Genomic DNA, 9,933 nt, shown 5'->3' on the forward strand with positions numbered 1-9,933 from the left:
TCACAGCTTCGGCGCAATCTCTTCGGTCCAGATACGCTCCCGCTGCTCCTGGCCCATGTGGCAGGCGGCCCAGTGTCGCTCGCCGACCTCGGTCAGCTCGGGGCGGACCGTGCGGGTGACGTCGTCCTTCGGAATGTCCGCGTACGGGCAGCGCGGGTTGAAGGCGCAGCCGGACGGGACATTGATCAACGAGGGCGGGGAGCCCTTGATCGGGATGAGACGCTCGGTCTCCTCGCGGTCCAGGCGCGGCATCGAGCCGAGCAGGCCCCAGGTGTAGGGGTGGCGGGGCTCGGAGAAGACGGAGTCGGCGGGGCCGCGCTCCACGGGCCGGCCGCCGTACATCACCAGCAGGTCGTCGGCCATCTCCGCGACGACACCGAGGTCGTGCGTGATCATGATGACCGCGGAGCCGAACTCCTTCTGCAGGTCCCGGATCAGGTCGAGGATCTGCGCCTGCACGGTGACGTCCAGGGCGGTGGTCGGCTCGTCGGCGATGAGCAGCTCGGGGTTGTTCACCAGCGCCATGGCGATCATGGCGCGCTGGCGCATACCGCCGGAGAACTCGTGCGGGTAGCCGTCGACGCGCTTGTTCGGCTCGGGGATGCCCACGCGGTCCAGCATCTCGATGGCCCGGGTGCGGGCCTCCTTCTTGCTGACCTTGTGGTGGACCCGGTACGCCTCGACGATCTGCTGCCCGACCGAGTAGTACGGGTGCATCGCCGACAGCGGGTCCTGGAAGATCATCGCCATCTTGCGGCCGCGCAGCCGGCGGACCTCGTCGGGGTCGGCGGCGATCAACTCCTGGCCGTCGAGCCAGACTTCACCGGTGACCTTGGCATTGGCCGAGCGGTGCAGGCCCATCACACCGAGCGAGGTGACGGACTTGCCGGAGCCGGACTCGCCGACGATGCCCAGGGTCCTGCCCCGCTGCACGTCGAAGCTGACGCCGTCGACGGACTTCACCAGACCGTCGTCCGTGTTGAAGTGGATACGCAGATCGCGTACCGAAAGGAAGGCGCCGTCCGTGTCGGACGGGGCGGCCGCGGCGGGTTCGCCGAGTGCCGCTTTCTCGAGCTTGCTCACGAGTACCTCACCCGGGGGTCGATGGCGGCGTACACCAGGTCGACGACGAGATTGCAGAAGACGATGAAGAACGCGGCGACCAGGGTCACGCCCATCACGATGGGCAGGTCGTTGTCCTTGATGGACTGGACCGCGTAGGCACCGATGCCCTGCAAGGAGAAGACGGTCTCGGTGAGCACCGCGGAGCCGACGAGGATGCCGAAGTCCATGCCGAAGATGGTCACGATCGGCGTCAGCGCGGCGCGCAGGCCGTGCTTGGCGACGACCGTGGTCTCCTTGAGACCCTTGGCCCTCGCCGTTCTGATGTAGTCCTCACCCATCGTCTCCAGCATGCCCGCCCGGGTGAGTCGGGCGTAGAGCGCGGAGAAGAGGAAGGCGAGGCTGATCCAGGGCAGGATCAGATGCCAGGCCCAGTCGGCCGGATTCTCGGTGAACGGGACGTACTCGATGCTGTCCCAGATGGGGATCTCGTACACGAACAGGGCGTTGAGCACCTGGCCGGTGAAGAAGATCGGCAGGGAGACGCCGGCGAGGGCGATGAACATCGAGATGCGGTCGATGGGCTTGCCCTTGCGCAGCGCCGAGATGACGCCGGTCGTGACACCGAAGATCAGCCAGATCACGGCGGCACCGACGGCCAGCGAGAAGGAGACCGGAATCCGCTCCGTCAGCTGGGGCCACACCTCGACGTGACTCTTGAACGAGTAGCCGAAGCAGGGGGCGTCACAACGGGTGGCGTCGGGACCGAACTTGTAGTCGGCGCCCACCACGAGGCCCTTGATGTAGTCCCAGTACTGGACGGCGATGGGCTGGTCCAGCCCGAGGTTCTGCTTGATGGCGGCGACGGACTCGGGGTTGGCGTCCTTGCCGACATACTGCGTGGCCAGCTGGTCGGCGGTCTGGCCACCGAGCCGTGGCACGAGGAAGAAGATCGCGAAGGTGACTGCGCTGACCACCAGCAGCAACAGCACCGCGCCGAAGACGCGTCGGATGATGTACGCAGCCACAGCTGTACGGCTCCGGACGGCCGGGGCGGATTGTGCCCGCCCCGGCCATCCGGCGCCTTCACCTGCCTTTCGGGGAATCCGGCCTGACGGCCACTACTTGGTGGAGCTCAGCAGCGTGTAGTCGTACATGCCGAGGTAGGCCTGCGTGACCGTGACGTTGGCCGCGGACTCCGGCCGGTACAGCAGGTTCTTGCGGTAGATCAGCGGGACGACCGAGGCGTTGTCCATCACCATCTTGTCGATGTCGCCCCAGGCCTTGGTGCGGGCCGCGTCGTCGGTGTTGGCGATCGCGTCCGTCAGGGCCTTGTTGATCTTCGGGTCGTCCAGCTCCATCAGGTTGTTGCCACCGGAGGGCTTGATGGCCGCGCCGTTGACGATCTGGTCGAGGAAACCGAAGCCGGTCGGCCAGTCGGCACCCCAGGCCATCGACAGCATGCCGAGCTTGTTGTCGTGCACGTAGCTCGGGACACCGGCGAAGTTGGAGAAGTACTTGCCCGACGGGAACTGCTTGATCTCGACGTTGATGCCGACCTTCTTCAGCGACGCCTGAACGGCCGTGGCGGTCGCCACCTCGGCGGGACGGTCCGAACGCGCGGTCAGGATCGTGTCGAAGCCGTTCGGCTTGCCACACGCCTTCAGGGCTTCCTTGGCCTTGGCCACGTCGCCCTTGTTGCCGTCCGTGGCGTAGGTGTCGAACTTGGTGTAGCCGTTCACCGACGGGGGCAGCAGCGTGCTCGCCACGTCACCCTTCGGCGAACCACCGATGGCGTCCTGGACGGACTTCTTGTCGACGGCCCACTGCACGGCCTTGCGGCAGTCGGCGTTGTCGAACGGCTTCACGTTGACGTTCAGCGCGATGTACTGCGTCGCACCGGCGTAAGAGGCGTCCGTCGAGGCGACGTTCTTACCGGTCAGCACCTTCGGCTGGGTCGCCGGCTGGACACCGGTGCCCGCCGCGTCGGCCGTGATCTTGTCCGAGAGCAGGTCGTTGTCGACCGTCACCGGGTTGACCTTGAACTTGATCGAGATCTTGTCCGGCAGCGCCTTGCGGATCGGGTCCGTCTTGGCGTCCCAGTTCTTGTTGCGCACGAGGGTGGCGCTGCGGCCCTCCTCGTAGGACTCGAACTGGTACGGACCGGAGGACACGATGTTCTGCACGTACTTCGCGCCGGTGTCCTTGGCCTGCGGCACCGGAGCCGTCTGCGAGAACGTCGCCAGGTAGTCGAAGTCGGCGAAGGGCTGCTTCAACTTGAAGACGATCGTGCTGTCGTCCGGCGTCTCGATGGACTTGATGCCGTCCGCGGACTTGTCCTTGTAGGGGCCCTTGTACTTGTCGCCGCCCTCAAGATACGACTTGAAGTACGTCGGGCCGTTGGACAGCGCCTCGGGCGCGAAGTTGGAACGCTCGATGGCGTACTTCACGTCCTTGGACGTGATCGGCGTGCCGTCCTGGTACTTCAGGCCCTGGCGGAGCTTGTACGTCCAGGTCTTGGCGTCGGCGCTCGGCGTACCCAGGGACTCGGCCAGGTCGGGGACGACCTCCAGGCCTTCCTTGCCGGCAGCCGGCTTGAACGTCGTCAGCGCACGCGCGTAGAGGCGGGAGAAGTTCTGCACCCAGCCGTAGTACGTGTTGCCCGGGTCCAGGGAGTCGGGAACGTCCGAGTGCTCGTACGTGACCGTGCCCCCCTTCTTCGTCGACGCGTTGACGATGGAGGACAGCGCGGCGTCCTTCTTGCCGTTGCCTCCGCCGTTGTCGTCACTGTCATCCCCGCCACCACATGCGGCAGCACCCAGCGAGAGCGCCAGGACCGACGCGATCGCGGCGGTCACCCTTCTCGTCTTCACCTGAGGAAAGCCCCCTCTATCGATGGATCACTTGCTGCGAGGGTCGAGGGCGTCACGCAGCCCGTCACCCAGCAGGTTGAAGGCCAGGACGGTGATGAAGATCGCCAATCCGGGCACGAACATGTACTGCGGATCTGCGGTGTACAGATCGACAGCGTTGCTGAGCATTCCGCCCCAGGAGGCCTGCGGCGGAGCGATACCGACTCCGAGGAAGCTCAGCGCGGCCTCGAAGAGGATGTTCGTCGGGATGATCAGCGTCGCGTAGACGAGGATCGGCGCGACGAGGTTGGGGAGCAGCTCGCGGAACAGGATGTACGGCCCGCGGGCGCCGAGGCTCGTGGAGGCCTCGATGAACTCTCGCCGGCGCAGCGTCATCGTCTGCGCGCGGACGATGCGGCCGATGTACGGCCAGCTGAAGAAGCCGATCACGAAGATCAGCACGCAGATGCGCAGCGTCAGACCCTCCAGCCCGAAGAAGCCGTCCTGCACGGAGGCGGAGATCGAGATCGCGAACAGCAGCAGCGGGAACGCCAGGAAGGTGTCCATCAGCCTGCTGATAACGCTGTCGACCCAGCCGCCGTAGTACCCGGCGATCACGCCGAGCACCGTGCCGATGGCCACGGACAGGAGCGTGGCGCCGCCCGCGACGACCAGCGACACCCAGGAGCCGTCGATGATGCGGGCGAGCATGTCGCGGCCGTACTGGGGGTCGACGCCCAGAGGGTGGTCCCAACTCATTCCGCCCCAGCCGCCCTTGGGGGCCAGCAGAGCCGGATCGATCAGGTCCTGGTTGAACTTGTTGGGGTCGAGGCCGAACACCCACTGGATCGGCTTGGAGAGCACCGCCATCAGCACCAGGCAGAGAACGACGATGCCTCCGGCCACGGCGACCTTGTCACGCTTGAAGCGCATCCAGGCGATCTGGGAGAGCGAACGCCCCTCGATCTGGCTCTTCTTGACTCCGGAGAGCACGACCTCGGGCTGCGCCTCAGCCTCCGCCCCCGTTGTCTCGATCGGTGCGGTCACGGTGAGATTGACCCCTCTCGGCCGACGGTTGTCGACCCCCATGGCTGCCGCTGTAGCGGTTGCTTTCTCGTACACAGGACCGACCGGCCCACGTCTTGCGGGGAGTCTTCAACGCTTTGGCGATCTGTTGCCAGAGGTGACAGGGAAAGTATGCGCAACCGTGATGCTGTCTGGGGGGTTCCGTTATCCGAACAGCGGGTAACGCCCGGCGGACGCGAGTCAGTTGGGGCGTATGGGGGCGGACCAGGACCTTCCGATCGCATCTACGCGCGGAGATTTGCCTATGAAACCGCAGTCAACACCCTTGCGCGCCTACGAAGTCGGGATACCGACGGAACGGTAGATTAGCGCCTTCGATGATCAGTAACGGCCCTGTGCCGGTGGGTAACCGTAGCCGCCGGCGGGTGCCTGCGCGGGTGCGGCGTGCGCCTCGCGGTCGTAGAACGGACGGGTGCTCGCGCGCATCCACATGGCGATCGGATCGTCCTCGTCGGACATCGCCACGGTCGACACCGGCAGCCCGTCCGGGACCGCGGCGATCGACTGGAGCATCATCGAGCGCACCGAGTCCACCGCGGGCGGGCTGGTGTCGTACACATCGAGGCCGATGGCGAGATACGGCGCGCCGAGCGCCGGCTGCACCCAGGCGCGGCGCAACGAGCGGACGGCCTGGGTCCGGTGGGCGTTCTGCGCGAGCAGGGCGTAGAACTGCGGGATCTCGATGCCGGGTTCCGACAGCCGCAGCGGACCGGCGGGCTGGCGGTCCAGGCCGGTCGCGATGCGGCGCAGATCGAGCCAGGGGATGCCGACGCCGCCGCCCGGGGCGTGCGGGTTCAGCCAGAGGCCGTAGTGATCCGGGTAGAGGGTGCGGGCCACGTCGACGCCGTCGACCACTTCATAGCTGCGGTTCCAGCCGCTCGCGGAGAGCTCCTGGGCGGAGGTGACGCACGGGGCGTAGCCGTACCCGTCGACCTCCATGTTTCCGTACTGGGCGTCCGGGGAGCCGGCCTGGCCGTGCCAGAGCAGCATCCAGACCTGGCCGGTGGAAGGGGTGGCGAGGGCCCGCAGGAGGGCCTCGTAGGCGTCGTAGCGCCCGGGCGTCACCTGGCGCAGCATGTGCTCGACCTGTCCGGTCGAGGTTGTGCCGCTCGCGCTCACGATGTACCGCCCCTTCGGGAAACATGGCTTGTGAGCCCAAGCTTAGGCGCTCCGCTGGGAGAGCCGGATGGAGCTCGGGTCCTATTGTGGGCTGCTTGCCGCGGGTCGTGGGTGGCTTGTCGCGCAGTTCCCCGCGCCTGTGGAGGGGCGCTGCCCCTGACGGGCGTCAGGAGTCGCGCGTGTAGAACGGCCGTACCTTCGCGCGCATCCACTCGATCACCGGGTCCTGGGCCACGTCCAGGAGGACCAGGTTGACCTGCCAGGGCAGGGGGGTGCGGGTGAGGGCTCGGGACAGTGCCTCGGTGGGGGCGGCGCGCAGGTCGCCCTCCCAGTGGGAGAGTTCGACGCCTATGAACATCACCGGGGCGGCCGTCTCGATCGCCGCAAGGCAGCGGCGGGCCGTCGCGACCACGCCGGTCGCGGCGAACTCGGCCGAGGCCGCGGCGAGGAAGTCGATCGGGTCCTCCTGCCAGTCCGGCTCGTAGAGCTTGACCCGGCCGCCGGAGGTGGAGCCGTCCAGCGGGGTGCGGCCCACCCGGCAGAGCTCGGCGACGGCCGCCGGGGGCAGCGGGACGCCGACCACGCCGTCCGGGTTCACGGCGATGCCCACGTGCGGCGGCAGGCCGCGCGCGAACTCCACGGCCGGGGCGACGGTGAACGCCATGTGGGAGCCGACGACCTGCCGGAACTGCTCCTCGGAGCTGAAGACCGGGACGTACCCCTGGCCCCCGATCTCCACCGTGGGCAGATCCAGCGGGCCGCTGTGCGGGCCGCCGCCGTTGGGCAGGGGCACCCACACGAAGCTGCGGCCCAGCACCTCGATGATCCGGCCGCCCGCCGAGGGCGTGCCGAGGGAGGAGGAGAGCACCTCCTCCAGTTCGTTGCCGGGCCAGCCTCCGTGCGGGTGGAGGTGGGCCCGGGCCGAGAAGTCCGCGGGGAGATCCGCTGGGAAGTCCATCTGTCTGACCGCCTGCTGTGAACCACGTCTGAGGCTCAGAAGGCTAGCCGGTGTCCGCCCCCGCCAGGGCTGCGGACCGTCAGCCCGCGAAACCGATCCGGCGCAGCACGTCCGCCGCGTCCCGGTCGATCAGCACCGCCGAACCGCAGCCCTGCGGCAGCTCGCCCTTCGCCGCCGAGCGCAGCAGCCGGGAGGCCGCTCGGCGGTGCCGCAGGAAGGCGTACCGCGAGACGCCCCGGCCGCGCTCGCGCTGGCCCTCCAGGGCGGTGCCCGGCGTCACGTCGAGGAGCAGCAGATGCAGGGTGCCGCCCCGGCGGCGCGCCGCGCGGGCCAGCCAGCCGCGCACCCAGGCCTGCGTGCCGCAGTCGTGCACGACGACGCCCTCGCCGGAGCGCAGCGCGCGGCGCAGCCCGGCGTAGTGCGCGAGGCGGACCAGGGGGCGGTAGACGGCGTACGGGAGGAAGCCCGGCATCCGGGCGTCCCAGCGGTCCCGGGTGTCCTGGGAGTCGATGCGCAGACCCTTCACCGTCCGCCGCATGAGCGTCGACTTGCCGCTGCCGGGCAGGCCGGTGATCACGACGAGGTCCTTGGGGCCGAAGAGCAGCGCGTGCGGGCTGTGACCGGAGCGCTCGCGCAGATCCCGGACCACGGGCGCGGGGCACGCGACGTGCGCTTCGACACGGGGTGCCGCGCTCTGCTCGGGCAGCGCGACGCCCGAGGTCGTGGCGTACGCCGTGGTGCGGTTCACCGTCATCGTCCTCCTCCGGGGTCAGGAGTCCCCATCCCCACTGAGCGTAAAGAGAAGGTAATAGAGGATCTCTTCCTTTTCGTTCGCTTCCTGCCACAAGCCGGTTACAGACATGGCCTGCCCCCGACGGGGTCCGGCATGCAATGATGGCGGCGCCAACTGCATACCGGCCGTTTGAATCCGCGCGGGAGAGTTCCCAGCAGTGCATCGGTGCATCGCTGGGGCGCCGAAGGAGCAAGTCCCTCCCTTGAATCTCTCAGGCCCCGTTACCGCGCGGGCGAGGCACATCTGAAAAGCGGGTCGCTGTGTGCGCAGCGGCTCCACCCAAGGTGCAAGCCGTGATCACCGTCTTCGGGATCATGGCGAACCTCTCAGGTTCCGATGACAGATGGGGAGGAACGACCTCGCCTGTCATGCCTTTGGGAGACAACGGACCGATGAGCAGCACCGAATCCCGTCGTACCGCGCTCGATGCCCTGCATCGCTCGCTCGGCGCGACGATGACCGACTTCGCCGGCTGGGACATGCCCCTGCGCTACGCCTCCGAGCGCGACGAGCACAACGCCGTACGCACCAGGGCCGGCCTGTTCGACCTCTCGCACATGGGCGAGATCACCGTGACCGGCCCGGACGCGGCCCGGCTGCTGAACCACGCCCTCGTCGGCAACATCGCCTCCGTCGGCGTCGGCCGCGCCCGCTACACCATGATCTGCCAGGCCGACGGCGGCATCCTCGACGACCTGATCGTCTACCGGCTCGCCGAGACCGAGTACATGGTCGTCGCCAACGCCTCCAACGCCCAGGTCGTGCTCGACGCCCTGATGGAACGATCCGCCGGCTTCGACGCCGAGGTCCGCGACGACCGCGACGCCTACGCGCTGCTGGCCGTCCAGGGCCCCGAGTCCCCCGGCATCCTGAAGTCGCTGACCGACGCCGACCTGGACGGCCTGAAGTACTACGCCGGCCTGCCCGGCACCGTCGCCGGCGTCCCCGCGCTCATCGCCCGCACGGGCTACACCGGCGAGGACGGCTTCGAGCTGTTCGTGAAGCCGGAGCACGCCGTGCAGCTGTGGCAGGCGCTCACCGAGGCCGGCGAGGGCGTCGGCCTGGTCCCCTGCGGGCTCTCCTGCCGGGACACGCTGCGCCTGGAGGCGGGCATGCCGCTGTACGGCCACGAGCTGACCACCGCCCTGACCCCCTTCGACGCCGGGCTCGGCCGGGTGGTGAAGTTCGAGAAGGAGGGCGACTTCGTCGGGCGCGAGGCGCTCACCGAGGCCGCCGAGCGCGCCTCCCAGAACCCGCCGCGCGTGCTGGTCGGCCTGATCGCCGAGGGGCGTCGCGTCCCGCGTGCCGGGTACCCGGTCGTCGCCGGCGGCGAGGTCATCGGCGAGGTCACCTCCGGTGCGCCCTCCCCCACCCTGGGCAGGCCCATCGCCATGGCGTACGTCGACGCCGCGCACTCGGCGCCCGGCACCGCCGGGGTCGGCGTGGACATCCGGGGCAGCCACGAGCCCTACGAGGTCGTGGCGCTGCCGTTCTACAAGCGGCAGAAGTAGCGCCGCAAGAAGAGACTGACAGCGGCACACGTGCGTGACCCTGCGCACATCTCCGCTGATCACGCACGCATCCAGCGGTCCCTCATTCATCACCACTCCCGCGCGTACAGGAGAATTCAGGCCATGAGCAACCCCCAGCAGCTGCGCTACAGCAAGGAACACGAGTGGCTGTCGACCGCCGAGGACGGCGTCTCGACGGTCGGCATCACCGAGTTCGCGGCCAACGCGCTCGGCGACGTCGTCTACGCCCAGCTCCCCGAGGTCGGCTCGACCGTGACCGCGGGTGACACCTGCGGCGAGCTGGAGTCGACCAAGTCCGTCTCCGACCTGTACTCCCCCGTCACCGGTGAGGTCACCGAGATCAACGAGGACGTGGTGAACGACCCGGCGCTCGTGAACTCCGCCCCCTTCGAGGGTGGCTGGCTGTTCAAGGTCCGCATCACGGAGGAGCCGGCCGACCTGCTCTCCGCCGACGAGTACGTCGCCCACACCGCCGGCTGAGGAGTCGTATCCCTTATGTCTGACACGCCCGACAAGTCTCTTCTGAACACC

General features: G+C 68.3%; 9 protein-coding genes and 2 riboswitches. Of the genes, 2 read left to right on the forward strand and 7 right to left on the reverse strand.

Annotated elements, in window-relative coordinates:
- The 7 genes from AC3ETA_RS38635 to AC3ETA_RS38665 form a co-directional block, all read right to left on the reverse strand.
- On the reverse strand, window positions 1-1,083 hold the full coding sequence (locus tag AC3ETA_RS38635; protein ID WP_432197574.1) for an ABC transporter ATP-binding protein: 1,083 nt from the start codon (window positions 1,081-1,083) through the stop codon (window positions 1-3).
- Window positions 1,080-2,090 (reverse strand): ABC transporter permease, encoded by a 1,011-nt coding sequence (locus AC3ETA_RS38640; RefSeq protein ID WP_432197575.1) that lies wholly within the window; start codon window positions 2,088-2,090, stop codon window positions 1,080-1,082. The genes AC3ETA_RS38635 and AC3ETA_RS38640 overlap by 4 nt, the downstream gene beginning before the upstream one ends.
- 93 nt (window positions 2,091-2,183) lie before the next feature.
- Complete coding sequence (locus AC3ETA_RS38645) at window positions 2,184-3,935, reverse strand: ABC transporter substrate-binding protein (RefSeq protein ID WP_488187657.1); 1,752 nt, start codon at window positions 3,933-3,935, stop codon at window positions 2,184-2,186.
- 27 nt (window positions 3,936-3,962) lie between these two features.
- Window positions 3,963-4,961, reverse strand: coding sequence for an ABC transporter permease (locus AC3ETA_RS38650; RefSeq protein WP_432197576.1), 999 nt, complete (start codon window positions 4,959-4,961; stop codon window positions 3,963-3,965).
- Between the two features lie 360 nt (window positions 4,962-5,321).
- Window positions 5,322-6,119, reverse strand: a complete 798-nt coding sequence (locus AC3ETA_RS38655; protein WP_432197577.1) for an enhanced serine sensitivity protein SseB C-terminal domain-containing protein — start codon at window positions 6,117-6,119, stop codon at window positions 5,322-5,324.
- 166 nt (window positions 6,120-6,285) lie between these two features.
- The gene (locus tag AC3ETA_RS38660) at window positions 6,286-7,077 is read right to left on the reverse strand and encodes an enhanced serine sensitivity protein SseB (RefSeq protein ID WP_432197578.1); all 792 of its coding nucleotides are present in this window, start codon (window positions 7,075-7,077) and stop codon (window positions 6,286-6,288) included.
- A gap of 79 nt (window positions 7,078-7,156) precedes the next feature.
- Window positions 7,157-7,831, reverse strand: a complete 675-nt coding sequence (locus tag AC3ETA_RS38665) for an AAA family ATPase (protein ID WP_432197579.1) — start codon at window positions 7,829-7,831, stop codon at window positions 7,157-7,159.
- A 169-nt stretch (window positions 7,832-8,000) separates the two neighbouring features.
- Window positions 8,001-8,107, forward strand: a riboswitch (glycine riboswitch).
- A riboswitch (glycine riboswitch) is annotated at window positions 8,108-8,223 on the forward strand.
- A 39-nt stretch (window positions 8,224-8,262) separates the two neighbouring features.
- Here AC3ETA_RS38665 and gcvT point away from each other — a divergent pair.
- Entirely contained in the window at window positions 8,263-9,381 is a 1,119-nt protein-coding gene (gcvT, locus tag AC3ETA_RS38670; protein ID WP_432197580.1) for a glycine cleavage system aminomethyltransferase GcvT, read from the forward strand.
- Window positions 9,382-9,504: 123 nt separating this feature from the next.
- The gene (gene gcvH, locus AC3ETA_RS38675) at window positions 9,505-9,882 is read left to right on the forward strand and encodes a glycine cleavage system protein GcvH (protein ID WP_107902594.1); all 378 of its coding nucleotides are present in this window, start codon (window positions 9,505-9,507) and stop codon (window positions 9,880-9,882) included.
- Window positions 9,883-9,933 lie beyond the last annotated feature (51 nt).

It is taken from the genome of Streptomyces sp. bgisy027 (genome assembly GCF_057710365.1).